The 16,155-nt window shown below is 69.4% G+C and carries 9 protein-coding genes and 1 pseudogene; 6 read left to right on the forward strand and 4 right to left on the reverse strand.

Translation table 11 applies throughout. The features are described from left to right. Positions 1-13 precede the first annotated feature (13 nt). On the forward strand, positions 14-1,183 hold the full coding sequence (gene dnaN, locus ACFXMF_RS29300; protein WP_379992022.1) for a DNA polymerase III subunit beta: 1,170 nt from the start codon (positions 14-16) through the stop codon (positions 1,181-1,183). 76 nt (positions 1,184-1,259) lie between these two features. On the opposite strand, the gene ACFXMF_RS29305 is transcribed toward dnaN, so the two are convergent. Beyond that, a complete protein-coding gene (locus tag ACFXMF_RS29305; protein WP_360319187.1) occupies positions 1,260-1,976 on the reverse strand; it encodes an HAD family hydrolase in 717 nt (238 codons plus the stop codon). Between the two features lie 1,003 nt (positions 1,977-2,979). Here ACFXMF_RS29305 and ACFXMF_RS29310 point away from each other — a divergent pair. Then, on the forward strand, positions 2,980-3,447 hold the full coding sequence (locus ACFXMF_RS29310; protein ID WP_020554288.1) for a hypothetical protein: 468 nt from the start codon (positions 2,980-2,982) through the stop codon (positions 3,445-3,447). Between the two features lie 387 nt (positions 3,448-3,834). Next, on the forward strand, positions 3,835-5,733 hold the full coding sequence (locus ACFXMF_RS29315; RefSeq protein ID WP_379992023.1) for a hypothetical protein: 1,899 nt from the start codon (positions 3,835-3,837) through the stop codon (positions 5,731-5,733). 201 nt (positions 5,734-5,934) lie between these two features. Here the strand turns inward: ACFXMF_RS29315 and ACFXMF_RS29320 are convergent, their stop codons facing one another. After that, positions 5,935-7,185, reverse strand: coding sequence for a hypothetical protein (locus ACFXMF_RS29320; RefSeq protein ID WP_380020843.1), 1,251 nt, complete (start codon positions 7,183-7,185; stop codon positions 5,935-5,937). After that, the gene (locus ACFXMF_RS29325) at positions 7,185-8,012 is read right to left on the reverse strand and encodes a ParA family protein (protein WP_079026817.1); all 828 of its coding nucleotides are present in this window, start codon (positions 8,010-8,012) and stop codon (positions 7,185-7,187) included. Before ACFXMF_RS29325 ends, ACFXMF_RS29320 begins: the two co-directional genes overlap by 1 nt. Before the next feature lie 4,167 nt (positions 8,013-12,179). On the opposite strand from ACFXMF_RS29325, the gene ACFXMF_RS29330 reads away from it, so the two are divergent. Beyond that, positions 12,180-12,617: a VOC family protein gene (locus ACFXMF_RS29330; RefSeq protein ID WP_360319181.1), complete on the forward strand. Its 438-nt coding sequence runs from the start codon at positions 12,180-12,182 to the stop codon at positions 12,615-12,617. 452 nt (positions 12,618-13,069) lie between these two features. Further along, a pseudogene (locus tag ACFXMF_RS29335) lies at positions 13,070-13,378 on the forward strand (transposase); the annotation flags it as partial. Positions 13,379-13,704: 326 nt separating this feature from the next. On the opposite strand, the gene ACFXMF_RS29340 reads toward ACFXMF_RS29335, so the two are convergent. Beyond that, positions 13,705-13,977, reverse strand: a complete 273-nt coding sequence (locus ACFXMF_RS29340) for a transposase (RefSeq protein ID WP_379992038.1) — start codon at positions 13,975-13,977, stop codon at positions 13,705-13,707. 580 nt (positions 13,978-14,557) lie between these two features. Between ACFXMF_RS29340 and ACFXMF_RS29345 the strand changes: the two genes are divergently transcribed. Continuing rightward, complete coding sequence (locus tag ACFXMF_RS29345) at positions 14,558-16,039, forward strand: amidase (RefSeq protein ID WP_360319175.1); 1,482 nt, start codon at positions 14,558-14,560, stop codon at positions 16,037-16,039. Positions 16,040-16,155 lie beyond the last annotated feature (116 nt).

Here is a 16,155-nt window from a genome sequence, read left to right on the forward strand (position 1 = left end):
GGAAAGGGCCCCTGTGAAGGTACGGATAACCCGCGACCGCCTCGTCGAGGGCATCGGCTGGGCCGTGCGCGCACTGCCCGCGCGGCCGATCGTCCCCGCTCTCGCCGCGTTCCGGCTCAAGGCGGCCGACGGCACCCTGGCCATCTCCGCGTACAACTACGAGATATCGGCCGGCATCGAGGTCGCCGCCGAGGTCACCCGGGTCGGCGAGATCCTGGTCCCGGGTCGACTGCTCGCGGACATCGCCCGGGCACTCCCCCGCGACCAACCGGTAGACCTCACCGTGGACCCGGCCCGGGCCCGGGTGACCTGCGCCGGGGCCTACTTCGCGCTGCCGCTGCCGGCCCTCGCCGACTACCCGGCCACGCCGTTGCTCCCGGAGAGCACCGGCACCGTGGACGCGGCGGCGTTCGCCCGGGCCGTCGCGCAGGTCGCGATCGCCGCGGCGCGGGACGAAAGCCTGCCCGTGCTCACCGCGATCCGGTTGCATCTGGCGCACGACGCACTGGTCCTGGCCGCCACCGATCGATATCGGCTGGCGGTCCGTAGGTTGCCCTGGCGGCCGGCTACCGAGGATCCGGCCCGGACGGCCCTGGTGCCGGCCCGGATGTTGGCCGAGCTGACGAAACACTCCGGGATCGACACAGACCTGCACCTGGCACTCGGCCCGGAGCCGGGCCGCCGCGGCCTGCTCGGCCTGGCGGGCAGCGGGCGACAGGCGACGACGCGGCTGCTCGATCACGAATTCCCGCGCTACGACTGGCTGTTCGACAACGAGACCACCGCCGTCGCAACGATCGGGACCGCCGCGCTGATCGAGGCCCTTCGGCGGGTGGCGCCGGTGGTCACCCGCAACGCCCCGGTCCGGTTGTCCTTCGGGCGGGAGTCGCTGCGGGTCGAGGCCGGCAGCTCCCACGAGGCCGAGGCGGGCGCGACGCTGCCGGTCGCCCTGACCGGCGAGCCGACCAGGGTCGCCTTCAATCCGGCCCATCTCCTGGACGGCCTGGCCGCGCTCCGCACACCGACCGCACGCCTGCTGTTCAGCACTCCGACGAAGCCGACCATCCTGACCGACGGCGCACCCACCGAAGCCGACGCCACCCTCCCCCACCGCACATCCGGGCCGGGCGAACCCGACGACCCGGACTATCGCTACCTCCTGATGCCGATGCGCGGCGCCTGATCGACCGGCCGGGGCGAACCGACCCGCACCGAACGGCCGGTCGGCCCGCGTCGGTGGATCCCGCCCGCTCCCCCACTCACCGGGGCGCACCCAGCAGCGCGCCGAGCACCGCGTCGGTATCGGCCAGATCCGCCAGGACCACATCGGCGCCCGCCGCCGTCAGCGCCGCCGCACTCGTCGTCCCGGTCGCCACCGCGACGGACCACGCGCCGACGGCTTGAGCGGTGGCGACGTCGCGCAGGGTGTCGCCGACGATCACGGTGTCCGCGCCGACGTGCCGCCGGCCGAGGTGCTCCTCGGTACGGGCGAAGGCCCTGGCCGGCAGGTCGACCCGCTCGTAGGCGTCCTCGCCGTAGGCCCCGATCCGGAAGTCCACGTGCTCGGCGAGGCCGAAGACCCGCATCTTCAACATCGCGAGCGTGTACAGATTGCCGGTCAGCACCGATTGGCACACCCCGGGTGTCGCACCGAGCGCGACGAGCGCCTCGGCAGCACCGGCAAGGACCCGACCCTCTGCGGCCAACTCGGCCTCGCGGTCCTGGAGTTCGGCAACGATCAGGTCCAGGAACGCCTCCAGCATGCCCCCTTCCGGCGGTAGTCCGTGCGCGCGCAGCACGTCACTCGCCATGGCCAACTCGGTACGCCCGTCGAACTGCCAGGGACTGTCCAGCGAACGCCCGGACACCTGTCGAAAAGCCGCCGCATACGCGCGTCGGGCCACCGTCCCGCCGTCGATCAGCGTGTGGTCGATGTCCCACAACACCAGCCTGGAATCGGCTCCATCAGTCGTCATGAACACTCCGATCATCGACAACCACCCAGCGGGGCGGTTGCCCAGAGCATCGCATTCGGCGTGTTCCCTCCCGACGCCGGGGTCCACTTAGCGTGTCGGATGGATCACGGGGTGCGATCACCGTTCCGCTTCGGTTGGCCACGCGACCCCTCCGCGACCCCGGCCCTCGCACCCCCCGGAGCCCAGCGTCGGCCCTTCGGCTGCACTGGCATATCTCGCGAAAACCGCAATACATAAGCTTTTCCGGCACTTTCACCTTATTTACCGCACCGGTCGATGCGGCCCGGAGCACGGGCCGGGGCGCGTCGATGCCGACAATTCGGCGCCGATCATCCCACGCAAGATCCGACGGTGCCCGGTGAATCGGCTCGACCGGAGCGGTCTTTCGATCGCCTGCGGAATCGACTGCGGATGCCCTTCAAATGGCGGTTGACCTGCAACTTGCATGGCGAGCTGTGCGGAGATCCGCACGGGAGATTGTTTGGTGATCTGTGCGTGGTGCTGTCCGGGACTCTGCATGGCGAGCTGGGTCCCAACCTGTTCGTCAAAGCGCATGGCTGTATGTGCGGGTGTGTGGGCGGCTGTGTGGCGCGGACGACGGATGCACGGAGACGTGGGTGGCCGGTCGGAGCAACGGGCGAAACGGCGGCCCGTGCGGTGGAGCCGCCGGTAGGTCTCGCGGCGGGTGGCACGACGGCGCGTCGGCGCGCTGGAACGGCGGGGCGAACGCTGGTCCGAACGGTGGATCCGACGCTCGCTCAAGCACTGGCTCGAACAACGGAGCGCACACTCGGCGCCTGGGTATTCATGCGTGACAGGGGATGGATGTGCGGGTGGATCTTCCAACATGCAGATCGAACACGGCGCTAATGCCTTATTTTCTGGGCTTTTGCGCAGTTCTTGTGATGACCCCATAACGACGGGCGACACGCCGACTCTCCTGACAGGAAGTTATTTGCCAGAGATAGCGATAGGGTTCAGTCGTTGACACGAAAGGACGGTCATGGCCACTTCCCGGGAGCGTTGGACCGTGGCGAGGCTCGCGGCCATCGCGGGTCTGCCCAGCAAGGTGGGCTACGAGGCACGGGACCGAAACGTGCTGCACCCGACGGTGCTCTCGCCCAGCGACGTACTGCCCCTGCTCACCTTCGAGGCATTGCGAAGGATCAGCTGGCCGGGGGAGAACTATGCGCGCAACACGCCACAACGCCTGCGCCTGTGGGAACACCTGGCCATCGAGCACTCACGAGTGGGCGATCTCGCCGATGTCGACCCGATGACCGGCCTCTACGTGCATCCCTCGGGAGCCGACCTGGCCGTTCGACCCAGCGAACACGCCGCGCTCGCGCTGCGGTTCGTCGAGGAAAACACGCCTTACCAGTACCTCACGCTCGGCGCGTGGGCCCAGCAGGCTCTGCGGGCCCTCGCCGCCGAACAGGAGCAGGTCGGACGACGCCACGGTGCCGCCTGACCGCCGCTCGGAAAGTACGGCCGCAAAAGCAGAGCGAGTGGCCTAGGAGTCCAGCCCTAGTCCACTCGCTCGCAGCTCAGCGCCCCTAGGGGCGCCGTCGGAGAAAGGAGGCCCGCCGGCCGCTTACACAACCGAACAGTAAGACCCAGCCGTTCCGGTACTTCCACGCGCCGAACGGTCGGGTCGCCCTTACCTCTTTCTCTTCACCAGCTTCAGGAGCAGATCATACCTGCGATCCCCGAGGCAGGCCCAGTGCTGTCTTCAGCCAGGTCCTTGCCCTCTTCAAGTGTGCCCGAATCCTCTGGATTCACGATGCAGGCTCGGGTGCGTGCCGCCTTGCGCGCGGCGCGAGTTCGCGTCGGCGGCGCCCGAGGCGTCGATCCGACCATGCCGGACTCGGTCCGTCGGGCCTCGGTCAAGGTCCCGCTGCGGGTGGTGACCGGCGAGGCGTACAGCGACCTGGCCTTCGTCTTCGCCGCCAAGGTCGGCCACCTGGCGGCCGGCCCCAACCAGCCCGGCTGCATCGCCGACCTGACCACCATCGCCCGCTACCTGGGCCTGACCGTCCGCTCGGTGACCCAGCCCGACGGCCGCGTCGCACTCAAGGCCCCGTCCTCGCTGTACGCCGCGCAGAAGCAGCTCACCGCAGGTGAGGAACTCACCGTCGTACGCCGCACCAAGCCTTCCGGGACCGGGACTTCGGCGGTCCGCCGGTTGCGCACGCCGGAAAAGGGCGAGCCGTGGGTGATGGTGCCCGTCGCCCTCCTGGGCGCGGTCCCGCACCGGCATGCCCGGGCGTACGCGGTCATCTGTTACGCCCGAGCCCGCGGCCACCACCTGACCTATGCCGAGCTGGCCGACATGCTCCGGCACCAGTCCGGCCGGCGGATCGGCGAGCCGGTGAGCGTGCGCGCCGCCCGCGGCGTGGTCTCCGACCTGGAGCGTTGGGGCTGGGTCGAGGTGGGCCGCCGGGAAGGGTGGCAGGGCCGCAACATGCTCATCCCGCTCCGACCGTTCGAGCACCCGAACGACCACGAGCCGGACGCCGCCGCCGGTGTGGACACCGAGGCGACCGAGCCCGTCGACATTTTCGCCGCGGCGCCCGAGGAGGAGGCTCGGAATGTCGCGGAGATCACGGAGATCGCGCTGGTCGAGGCACGGCCGGTGACACGTGCGGAGACTCCCGAGCGCACGACCGACTGGACGACCGATGGGGCGCGGGTCGTCGTGGGTGCTCGTGTCTCGGCGCGCGTCGCCGACGGCGCGGACGCCACGGACGTGGCCGCGACTCGCCCGGTGCCGGTGGGGGAGTCTCGAGTGACTTCCGCGACACCTGCGGAGGCCGGCTCGAAGACGGGTTCGGAGGCTGCCGTCGAGGACTCGTCCGAGTCGGTCCGGAACGGCATTTCGGCAGGTCGGAGCCTGGGTGCGGAGGGTCAATGGACGTCGGGTCCGCAGGGGGTTGGGACCTCCGTCACGTATAAGGAAGACACTCCGATTGACCTACGGATGAACGCGGATTCCCGAGGGGGTTCCGCCCGCAGGGCGTCTTGCGTGGTAGACGGGCACGAGCCCGCGATGAGCCCGCAACCGACTTCGGCGACGGCACCCGCGCTCGGAACGCCTGCGGCGGAACCCCGTCGAATGCGCCCGGTCCCGATGCCGGATCACCGGACCACCATCTCGGCGACGGCGGCCAGGGCATTCGCCGGGATCGGGCCGCTGGTGGCCGGGATGAGCACCGGGCAGCGGATCGCGGCCGCCGGTTTGGTCGATCGGGCCGTGGCGGAAGTCGGCGACGCGGAGCGGGTCTTCGCCCGGCTGGCGGACCGCTGGCGGACCCGGGACGGGGCCGTCCGGAGCCCTGTGGGCTGGCTGAGCGGCCGCGGACTGGCCCGGCGGGGGTGCGAGGACCCGAACTGCGAGGACGGCCGCCTGTGGCTGCCTGTGGCCGCTTCCGACGCGGGTGTGGCCGGGGACCCGTTCGCGTGCCGCAACTGCGCTCGGCGGGACCAGGATCGGCGGGCCGAGGCGGACGAGCGTTTCGGGGCCGAACGGCGGGCCGCGCACCGGGCTCGGCAGACGGCGGCGGCGCTCGCGGCGGTGACGCCGGTGGCGGAGGTCCGGTCGACGGGGGCGCCGGTGCCGATCGGGACCTGCGAGGACTGCGATCGGGCGGTTCGCGGGCTGCGGGCGGACGGCGTCTGCGCCGACTGCCGCGAGGACCGGGAACTGGCCGCCGAGGCTGCGGAAGAGGCGTCTCGAACGCTCCAGACGGCCTTCTGAGCGCCTGGGCGGCGTGGGTGGGTCTCGTTGGGTGGCCGGCGGGTCGATGTGCCCTCAGGAGGCCACTCGGCGGCTCGCTCGGCGATCCCGGCGGCGGCCCGCTGCGGGAGTCGGTCCATCGGGGAGTTCCCGGCGCCCGGCATGAAAGTGCCGTCGGCAGGCACGGGGGACTGGGTGTCCTCCGCACCCGCCGACGGCGGATTACTGCTGGGGCGAAAAGATCTCGGGTCGGCCGAGGGCGCCCTCGGCGTCGAGGCGTTCGAGGAACAGTTCGACGGCGGCCGAGAACAGGTACACGACCAGGCCGCGCTTCTCGGTCGCGGTGAGTTCGGTGTCCAGGTCGCGCGCGAGTTCGTACACGGCCGGGCTGACCCGGTAGCTGGAGGACTGGCTCGGGTCGGTGATCCCGCCCCTGGCACGCAGGAACGAGCGGATCATTTCGATCTGCTCGTCGTTGTCGTCCGGGAGTTCGAGCAATGCCGCGTTGAGGTAGTGGCCGAGGGCCAGCCGGCGGTTCTGCGACGAACGTTTGTCGGCGGTGAGCCGCTTGCCCAGGCGCGCCTTGACGTCGGGCAGGAGCCGGAATCCCCAGGTCTCCCAGCCCTTGGAGTTTATCCGCGCGTCGAGAAAGCTATCCAGCAACGACGCGTGTGCCGACTGCCCTTCGGCGGAGCCGGTGGCGACCGGGGCCGGTGAGGCGGGCGCCGGAGCGGGGGTGCTGCGACGGGAGGAGCGGGCGGCCGGGGGCTTCGCGGACGTCGACGCCTTGGCGGGCTGGGTCGCCGGGGCCTGGACCGGCTCCGGTGCACGGGGCGGCGGCTCGGCGACCGGGGGCTGGGGCTCGCTTTGGGCCCGGGTGGGCTGGGGGGTGGGGGCCGGGGTGGGCTCGGGTGTCGGCTCCGGGGCGGGGGTGGTGTGGGCTGCCGGCTCGGAGCGCGGGGTGTGGGCCGGCTCGTGGGTTCGGGCCTGGGCCGGGGCCGCCGGTTCCGGGGTTGCCGGCGCGGTGGCGGCCGGCGTCGGTTCCGGTACGGGTTCCGGGGTCGGTTCCGCGATCTGCTGTGGGGCGGGGGCCGGTTCCCGGGCAGGCTGCGATGCCGCCTCGGGGGCCTGCGGCGCTTCGACGCGTGGGGCCGCCGGGAGCGGGGTCTCCTCGGCGGTGGGTGCGGCCGCCGCGTGGACCGGCTCGGGTTCCGGTACGGGTTCCGGGGTCGGCTCGGGTGCGGGTGCCGGTACGGCCGGTGCCGCGTTCTTGAACGGTGGCCCCGAGGTGGTACCGGCGGACCCGTTGCCGCCGCCCATCTGTGCCAGAAGCGCCGCCGTCGAGTCGGTGCCCGAGTTGAGGAAGCTGCCGTTCATGGCGTCCTGGAGCGCCGCGGCCAGGACGGACGACTGGACGGCAGGGGCCTTTCGCGCTTTGGCCCTGGACTTGGGCGCGGGCTTCTCGTCTGTCATCAGGCTGCCTGCTTCACACGGTCGAACAGTTCGATGGCCAGCTCGGTGTAGGCAACGCTCGCGGCGATGTTCGGTTGCTCTATGCAGACGGGGCGCCCGATCTCGTACGCCTGCGAGATCCGGCTGTCCCGGCGGATCTGCGTCTGGAACGGGTCGAGGCCGTAGTCGGCCAGCCGCTGCTCGACCTGGTCGTCCTCGCTGGTGCGGCGGGACGGGGCGTTGGCCTTGTTGATGACCGTGCCGATGAAGCGCGGCTCGCACTCGCCGAGGGTGCGCTCGGAAGTGGCCGCGGTCAGGCCCTTGATCACCGCGGCGCCCTGAACGGTCGCGTACAGCGGTTCGCACACCGCGACCACGAAGTCGGCGGCGGCGAGGGCGACCGCGGACAGGGCGCTGACGCTGGGCGGGGTGTCGATCAGAATGATCGTCGGAGTGCGCCGGATCGGTTCGAGGATGCGACGCAGGATCCCGGTGGTGGAGAAGTCCATCCCGGCGATCTTGCGCTCGGCGTCGACCATCGTGCTCTGCACCGAGCCGAAGAGGCTGAGGCTGCCGGTGGTCTCGAAGGACTTGAGCAGCTCGCTGCGGTCGAAGATCATCTCCGGCACGTCGGGCGTCATGCCGTTGAGCTGCGCGTACAGCGCGAAGCCGACCGAGCGCTGGGGCTGCGGGACCACGCCGAGGGCGACGCCGGCCTGGGCCTGGGGCTCCAGGTCGACCACGAGAGCGTGAAAGCCGTTGATCGCCAGAGCGCTCGCGAGGTTCACCGTCGTCGTCGTCTTCCCGGGACCCCCCTTCTGGCTGGCCACCGCCACAACTGCACCCATCGTGCGTCCTCTCGAAGTAGAGCGACCGAACGCCTGCGGGAGCCGGGTTTCTGCCGGTGGCCTGTCAGAGCCGTCCGCTGCACCTGACAGGGAAGACGACGCACCTCCGGGGTAGCTGCTCGATACTTCCGTCGGAAGCCCGAAAGCGCAACGAACCAGGATCTAGCGGGCAGAACCTTCAAGACGTCCTTGAGGGGTCCGGCCTAAGTTTTGTCTGTCAGGTTAGCAGCGGAATCCCAAAATTCACTGTGACACTCGGAAAACCCACCCGTATGTCCCGGTTAACCCGTTTGGTCGGCCGAATCAACGCCCCCAACAGACTCTTTTGGCGCACGAATTGGCGATGGAACTCTCGATTTATGGGCCATCTGTTCGACATATCGAGACACAGGACGAATCATCACCTCCGCCAGCCGACCCCAAGGACACCCGGACGGGCCGGCCACATCACCCCTTCGCGCGTGGTCTGTCGCTGCGGGGGGCGAATCGGTCGGGAGACGGCCCCTGGGCGGGCGGACGGGTTGCGCACACCGGGCTGCGGAGTTGGGCGGGTTGCTTGGGCTGATCCGGGCTGATCCGGGCTGTGCCTGCTGTGCGGTGCGGGGGCTTGGGTTGGGTTGGGTTGTGAGGGGGTGGGTGGCCGGTCCGGTTCCGGGTGGGGCGGCCCGGGTGGGGTTGGCTTGGTCGGCGTGAGATGCGCTGGGTCGCGTCGCCTGGGTTGGGCTGCGTCGTGTGGTGGGGGCCCAGGCGGGTTGGGCCCAGGTGGGCTGGGCGGGGCCGGGTTGGCCCGGCTTGGGGCGCGCCGGGGTCGGTCTCGGTGTGCCGCGGCTGGGTTGGGGCCAAGTCGAGCCGGTTGGGCCGGGTCATGCCGGTCCGGAGTGTGTCGCGCGGGGTTGTGACGTGCCGAGTCTGGCCCGTGATGGGTTGGGGCCTGGTCGGGCCTGGCCGTGCCCGCCACACCGGGTTGGGTCGGGCCGGCAGGACTGCGCCGCCGAGTTGGGCCGAGAGTGGACGACCCAGGCAGGTGGGGCTCCCCCGCATCCGGGCGGAGCAAGCCGGTGCGCCGAGCCGTGGGTCCGAACGCGAGACCAACCCCCGGACGAAATGGCGACGTTGCGAGACCGCCCCCATCTGTGTCGGCCGGGAGCAACCACACACGCTCGTCCGTCGGTTTGTCCGTCTGTCCGTCCGCCCGTCCGTCCGCCCGTCTGTCCGTCCGCCCGTCTGTCCGTCCAGGTGTCTGTCCGGGCATCCAGGCACTCGTCGCAACAGGCGCTCGTCGGCGCGTGTGTTCGCCCGTCCGTCTGTCCGTCGAGTGTCGGTGCCACGTGACCAGCGGGTGTGCGACGGATCGTTCTGTCGTCCGTGAGAGGCGTCCAGCGGTCGTTCCGACGTTCGGCTGTGTGCTTCGCCCGTCCGGGCCGCCACAGGGCCGCAGAGAGGCCCTGCCGGCCGTAGCTCCGTACAGCGCGAGCTTGTGTGTGTCGGCCGCACGCCGATACGAAGGCCGACCCGCCTGTGGTTCGTTCGGGCCGTCGGTCGGTCGTGTGCGGCACGGTTCGAGCGAGCGATCGTGCCGGTCGCAGATCGCGCCGACCGTACCGTGAGCCGTGGCTCGGTTGTTCGCAAGACTGTCGGATCGGGCCGAACGTAGGTCCGGCCACAGGTTCGGCCACCCAGCGCGCGGCCCACCGTGCGGGCGGCGGATCGATCGATCCGCAGACACGGCCGGCCGTCCGCTCGTCGTTCGGCCCGACCGCCCGCCGTTCCGGCCGCACACCCGCCGACACCAACGCAGAGCGTGTCGTCCACCCGGCCGCTGCTCCACCGCGCCGACCGTCCGAACGCTCATCCGTCGTTCCGTGCGCCCGAAGGCCGACCGAGCCGCGGCTCGCTCCGTCCGTCGGTCCATCCGCACGCCCGCAGAGCCGTCCCACCGCCCATCCATTCGTGCACCCGTACGCCCGCACCTCCGCACGCCCAGCCACGCACCCGCCCGAACAACCGCCCACCCACCCGCAGACCCATAGGTACGCCCACCCGAAGATCTACCCGCCCATCCGGCGATCGCTCGATCCATCCACAGAAACACCCGCCCATCCGAAGGCACGTCCGCCCGCCCCGACACCCCTCCATCCAGCCGCACATACATCTGTGCGCCCATCCGGCCGTCCGCCCGGCCGGCCACAGATCCGTAGATCCATCCGACCACCCATCGTTCGGCCCGCCCGCCCGTCCTCCCGAATACCCGTCCACCCGTCCGCACACAGTCACAGCCATCGCAATGCCCGCATCACCATCCGTCGTTCGCTCCATCCACACGTCCGCACGTCCATCCGTACGGTCACCCGCCCATCTGCACATCAGCCCGTAGAGCCATCCGCCCGTCCATGGATCCGCACACCCATCCATACGGCCGCAGCAACACCCGCCCGCACACACGCCCGTACACCCGCCGTTTTAACGTTGCAAGTTAAAGAACATATCTCGTAGCAGTTTGCAGAATACTTCTCGCTCTATCATCACGCACATCTTCCCATGCGATCTACGATCTATCTTCCGACCCAGTGTCATGGACATTCATCCGAACATGTTGCCATGCAGTTCGCGCTTCAGTCTCCGTTGCATGTTGCGTTGTATGAGTTGTGAACTTGTGAAATATGCAGTTCAGAGCCATGATCATCTGGACTCCAGTCGGTTGGTCTCGGGCGTGCCAAGTCGTGATACCTGGCCACTATTCCACCGAGATTGACATCAAGGATCCGCTCCAAAAGCCGTCTCTCCTCCTTGCTGAAGCCGTGGTTCTTCCGCGCTTCAGACCTTCCCAGCCCCGAATGACCCTTCCGATTGCTGTCTTCAACAGCACCTCGATAGCAGCTCGCGCGCCGCAACCGTGCTCGCACCCACATTGAACGCACGCCTCATGACGGCGGATCCCACCCGATCCACACAGGCGCGATTCGCAAGAGATACAGCCCGCACGCGTGCCACCCAGAGGTGATCTGATGAGGATCAGCGATGTCCCTCATCCCACGTGTCCCGCAGAGTATCGCGAGCTCTGCGCACCATCGGCACGCTGTGGACAGGTTCCCCAGCCTGTAGGGACGCGTACAGAAGAGAATTGAGGGCCCGTCCCAGTGACGGTCGAGCGGCTCGACGCCACGCGGCTTGGCGGCCACCACCCTGGCAAGGATCGCCGTCGCGCCAAAGGATCCATCCGGCGAGCCCACACTCGGGGTTCCTCGCTCGCATGTTGATGGGCCATCATCACGGCCAACTCGACGGACCCAAGGATGACCATCACCCGTCAATACCCGGGTCTGCCGCACATCAGCACGCCGACCACCACCCCCTCGCCGTCGTGCCTTCTCGGCGCACTCCCCTGCCGACCCCTCCGGGAAGAGCGCCGCCTGACGACTGCAAAGTTGCCGAGCAAGCAGGTGGACGCGCGCGGGCTCAACCGTACGGAGGCTCGACCGCGAAGCAGATGCCATCTCACATGAGCGCGCACGCGACCACAAGTAGCAGACGGGTCACTCCACACGCAGATGATTTATGCGTGCAAGGCCCACGCGCCCACCGCCCGCTCCGCACGATCCGAACGGCCTTGGCTTGGGAGCTTTCCCGAACGACGACATTTCTTGGGTCCCGCCCTCAAGCAAGCAATCCCCCACGCTGCCGAACCGACCCGGTGTCGACTCGCAGGTTGTCCCGGACCGATCAGCCGCGAGACGTCCCTCGCCCCAACGCACCTGGCGCCTGCACCTCACCAACGCACCCGACCGCCTCGCACCCCCCACCCACCTCGAAGCACCCTTCGGCCTCCGCCCGGCACACGTGAGAGTGACGATTCGGCAGGATCGGTCCGAGACCTGCCCTCGGGGCCCGATGGACCCCCTCTGACCTGCGTATATGCGGGAAATCCTGTGTATGCCCGCAGCCGCCCGTGGTCGGTATGATCCCCTGCGCCCCTCAGTTTCGGCCTCTTAGAACGGCACACACGGCATCGTCGCAGGTCAGAGCGTCGTCGAAAACGCTTTCTCATGCCTTTCAGCCAGTGTGAGAGACCCGGCCGGCCGCCAAGCAATGACGGCTCACCGGTGACGTAGTCGTCCGGAGGTGTCAGAGGTGCGCGGTAACGTCGCCGTATCTGACAGGGAGGGCCGCATGACGATCAGGTGGAGCCTGACGATCGACTGCGCGCAACCAGCGAAGCTCGCCAGGTTTTGGGCGCTTGCCTTGGGCTATGCGGAGAAGCCCGCGCCCACAGGGTTCGGGAGTTGGGAGGAATGGTTCGCTCACCATGGGATCCCGGAGGACGAGTGGGATGAGGGTGCGTACCTCTCGGATCCGGACGGGGTGGGTCCCAACCTCTCCTTCCTGCAGGTGCCCGAGCCGAAGGTTGTGAAGAACCGGCTGCACTTGGACGTGCAGGTCGGCGGCGGTCGTGAAACACCGTGGGAGGTGCGATGGCCACGTGTGGTGGAAGCGGTGGAGCGGTTGACTGCTGCGGGTGCGACCGTGGTCCGGGAGGACGATTTGCAGGGCAGGCCCGATCACGTGGTGATGAGCGATCCGGAAGGAAACGAGTTCTGCCTGGTCTGACGGATGTCGGCGGGGGTGGGCCTGCGGTGGCTGCCTGTTCTCGCGCCGCCCCGGTGCCGGCGAGCCGGTAGGACTCGGCGCTGGTCCGCAGTTTTCCGCAGCTCCGGCCAGACCGACTCCAACGCGGCCTTCACCGCCCGGAATCCGACTCCGTGCTCCCGTATCAAGGCCCGGTACACCCCGGGCATCAGGCAGATTACGGCGTCCAAGCCGACTTTGGACTTCGGCGGCGCCACCACAGCCTGCGTCCTGCAGAACACGTCTGTGCTCCCACCCCAAGCGCCGAACCGCTCCCGCCAAGAGCGGGGTCCGGGATGGGATGGTCATTTGATGTGACGTGGGTGTTCGTGGGGGCTCGATCAATGGCCGGTGGAAGCTGATCGAGCCGTTGTTGCCGGATCGCACGCCTCGGCGGGCGGGCGGTGGACGGATCATCGTGCGCATGCCCTCGGCGATCTCGCGGTGGACCGACGATCAAAGCCCACGACGCGGCCGACGGCCGGTGTCGTTCGCTCGCGTTCGTCGTGATCGCCGGACAGGCGGGCGACGCACCGCGGTTCGAGAACGTCATGGCCGTGATCCGGGTCCCGTGCGCGGTCGGTCGCCTGCGAGTGCGCCCGGACGTCGTGCTCGCCGACCGCGCGTACTCGTCCCGGGCGATCCGCTCCCACCTGCGCAGACGCGGGATCCGCGCGGTGATCCCGGAACCCGCCGACCAACGAGCCGATCGCACACGACGCGGCCGCCGGGGTGACCGGCCGCGCTGCCCACTGTCTGCGCAACCCTGCCGGTCACAGCCACTCGTTGAGGGCCGCTACGAGGACGGTGGCCTCGTGGCGGATTGCGAGCTTGCTGGTTGCCGGGCCGTCCTGCCGTGAGCACGAGGGGCATGGGCTTCCGTCTCTGCTTGATGGCCGGGTGTGGCTTGGTGGTGAAGCCGCCGCGCGAGCGTCCGAGGGCGTGATCATCGGGCTCGGCGACGACCCCGCCTGGTGGTTCTCCTTCCGCAGTTCACCCTGCTTGCGGGCCCCGGCCGCGTGCTGATGAGCGCGGCACACCGTGGAGTCGACGCTCAGGGTCCACGTGATCACACCCGTCGCGTCGGCCGGAGACCGTAGCCGCGTGAAGATCCCGTGCCGGGTGCCGTCCCTCTGCCATTGGCGGAACAGGTCATGGACCCGGCCCCATGGTCCGTACTCGACGGGCACGTCCCGCACGAAACACCGGTGCGCAGCCGGAATCGTATGCCGTCGATCGGCCGCCGCCGAGGCCGGACGGGCGGTCGTCCTGTCCGCGTCGCCTTCGGCAATAACGGCTCCGGCACCGCCCACTGGTCATCCGTCAGATCTCCGCGCCCCATGAACCGTGATCATCCAACGTTCAAGATCCACTTTCGGCACACGGCCCAGACCGGTGCGAACCGTCTGGGCTTTGCTCGGCCGCACCGAGGCCGCCCGTGCGCGGCGAGTGGTTGCGGCGCGACCGGCTGGAGGCAGACACCAACCTTGCCGAGGCGACGAGGGCCTGCGAGGACGCCAAAAGCGCCTGCGACGCCTTCGTGGAGGCCGCCGCCGTGTACTTCGCCCGCACCGCCCGAGCGTCCCGCCACCCAGGCCGGCCACGTGCTCCCTGGCGTGAACGGCAGAAGCTCAGACCTCCGATTGTCCGGGGCCAAGCCGAGCATTGCGCTGCGGGCTCGGAGCCGCCGAGGTCACTCACTGTAGTCGTTGCTGGGGTCGAAGTCGTAGGCGGGGTCGGTGAACAGCCGACCCGGCCGGTGATGCGGACGACCCCGGATTCCACGAATGCGCAGGTCATTGGGTGCAGGGTCATCCGAAAAATGCAAGGGCTCTGCCGCCCTCGCACTTGACTGTGATGTCCCTCACGCTTTTGGCCCACCATGATGAAACGATTCCATAGACTGTTCTTACGGTGAGTGATTGCCGTGGATCAGGCTTTACCTGGAGGTTTGCATGACCGATCTAACATTCAGCTCCGCAGGTCAGCTCGCTGCCGCCGTCGCGGCGAAGGAGGTGTCGAGCGTCGAATTGCTCGACCACTACCTCGCCCGGGTGGAGAAGCTCGGTCCGCAGGTGAACGCCGTTGTCGCCCAGGACGAGGAGGGTGCGAGGGCTGCGGCGCTGGCGGCCGACCACGCGCTCTCCCGCGGTGAGCCGCTCGGCCGCCTGCACGGTGTCCCCGTGACGATCAAGGACAGTCTTGAGGTTGCGGGCATGCGGACCACCGGAGGTTCGACCCGCTGGGGACATCACGTCTCGACGCACGACGCCGAGTCGGTCGCGCGGATCAGGAACGCCGGAGCGATCGTGTTCGGCAAGTCCAACATGCCGCCCGACGCCCGGGACTGGCAGACCTACAACGAGATTTACGGGACCACGAACAATCCGTGGGACCCGACCCGCGGGCCGGGCGGTTCGTCCGGTGGATCCGCCGCGGCACTCGCGGCGGGACTGACCGGACTGGAACTCGGCGGCGACACGGCAGGCTCGATTCGGGTGCCTGCCCACTTCTGCGGCGTCTACGGGCTGCGGCCGTCGTTCGGGATCGTGCCGAGGTACGGGAGTGTCTCTGGACATGCTCCCGGGACGCTCGCCGATTTCGACATGGCGGTACTCGGCCCGCTCGGCAGGCATGCCGATGACCTCGACCTGGGTCTCGACGTGCTCGCAGGAGCTGACCACGACCGCGCCCCGGCATGGCGACTGGAGCTGCCCGCCGCCAGGGCGAACTCGCTGCGGGAGTTCCGGGTTGCGGCATGGCTCGACGACCCGTTCTGCCCCGTCGACAGCGAGTTGGTCGAGATCATGCAGGCGGTGCTGGAGGCCGTTCGGGCCGAGGGCGCTGCCGTGGTCGAGGGCAAGGGGCCGGTCGGGCTCGACGAGACGATGGCTCTCTATCAGCCGTTGCTGATGGCGCAGAGCGGGCTGGTCGAGCCGGACGAGTCGTACGCCGGGCTTGTGGACCTTGCCGCGGCCGAAGGGGCCGCGGGCGGGTTCGCGTCGGACCTGACGGTCAGCTTCCGTGACTGGCACGCGCTCGACGAACGGCGGCAGCACTCCCGCCGCCGCTGGGCCGAGTTCTTCCGCGACGTCGACGTGCTCCTGTGCCCGGTGAGTCCTACGGCTGCCTTCCCCCACGACCATCGACCCGATCCGAGCTGGTCGGTCCGAACACTGCGGGTCGACGGCGCCGAGCGGCCGTATCGCGAGATGCTCACGTGGATGGCGCCGTCGTCGGTCAACCACCTGCCTGCGGCGGTGGCGCCCGTCGGGACGACCCGGGACGGGCTGCCGGTCGGCATTCAGGTGATCGCGCCGTACCTGCACGACCGCACCGCGGTCCGGTTCGTGCAGCGCCTTGCGGAGGTGATCGGCGGGTTCCGCCGTCCGCCGGGATTCTGATGCCGCCACCGAGCTGCCCGCCTGCGGTGTAGCGGCGGGCGACCCGATCGCCGCGTGATGGTCGAGTGCGGAGCACTTCGCCGGCCGAGGGTGCCTACGGGCAGGCACCCTCGGCC

Origin of the sequence: Embleya sp. NPDC059213, assembly GCF_042754445.1 — a bacterium.
Lineage (GTDB): Bacteria > Actinomycetota > Actinomycetes > Streptomycetales > Streptomycetaceae > Embleya.

What these genes read in the sequence shown, in the direction of transcription:
- ACFXMF_RS29305 (WP_360319187.1), bottom strand. Translation starts at nt 1,976, where the DNA reads ATGACGACTGATGGAGCCGATTCCAGGCTGGTGTTGTGGGACATCGAC.
- ACFXMF_RS29310 (WP_020554288.1), top strand. Translation starts at nt 2,980, where the DNA reads ATGGCCACTTCCCGGGAGCGTTGGACCGTGGCGAGGCTCGCGGCCATC.
- ACFXMF_RS29315 (WP_379992023.1), top strand. Translation starts at nt 3,835, where the DNA reads ATGCCGGACTCGGTCCGTCGGGCCTCGGTCAAGGTCCCGCTGCGGGTG.
- ACFXMF_RS29320 (WP_380020843.1), bottom strand. Translation starts at nt 7,185, where the DNA reads ATGACAGACGAGAAGCCCGCGCCCAAGTCCAGGGCCAAAGCGCGAAAG.
- ACFXMF_RS29325 (WP_079026817.1), bottom strand. Translation starts at nt 8,012, where the DNA reads ATGGGTGCAGTTGTGGCGGTGGCCAGCCAGAAGGGGGGTCCCGGGAAG.
- ACFXMF_RS29330 (WP_360319181.1), top strand. Translation starts at nt 12,180, where the DNA reads ATGACGATCAGGTGGAGCCTGACGATCGACTGCGCGCAACCAGCGAAG.
- ACFXMF_RS29340 (WP_379992038.1), bottom strand. Translation starts at nt 13,977, where the DNA reads ATGGGGCGCGGAGATCTGACGGATGACCAGTGGGCGGTGCCGGAGCCG.